This is a genomic window from Pseudoalteromonas sp. GW168-MNA-CIBAN-0100, assembly GCF_040309225.1.
Classification (GTDB): Bacteria; Pseudomonadota; Gammaproteobacteria; order Enterobacterales; family Alteromonadaceae; genus Pseudoalteromonas; species Pseudoalteromonas arctica.
The window spans coordinates 1-255 of the sequence record NZ_JBEOOL010000789.1; the positions used below are offsets into that span (position 1 = coordinate 1).

Annotated in this window: 1 pseudogene; it reads right to left on the reverse strand. The window is 38.4% G+C overall.

Annotated features, from left to right (window positions below):
* Positions 1 to 255 (reverse strand): annotated as a pseudogene (locus AAEY62_RS23435) (short-chain dehydrogenase); the annotation flags it as partial.

Below are 255 nucleotides of genomic sequence, written 5' to 3' on the forward strand. Positions count from 1 at the left end.
TAGTCCTTTTGCAATTTTGAGCCACAGCGGCAATGGTAATATGCGCAGTGCTTTTAATATTAGTGTAAAACGATACGGAAAATGCACTTCTTTACGACGCTTGTGTATGCCTTTTATCATATAGTCTGCCGCTTTTTGCGCTGTAACGGCCATAGGCATAGGAAAGTCATTTTTATTAGTTAGAGGGGTTTTAACAAAACCAGGATGCACTAAGGTTACATCAACGTCATTTAAATCAATTGCTAAGCTTTTAGC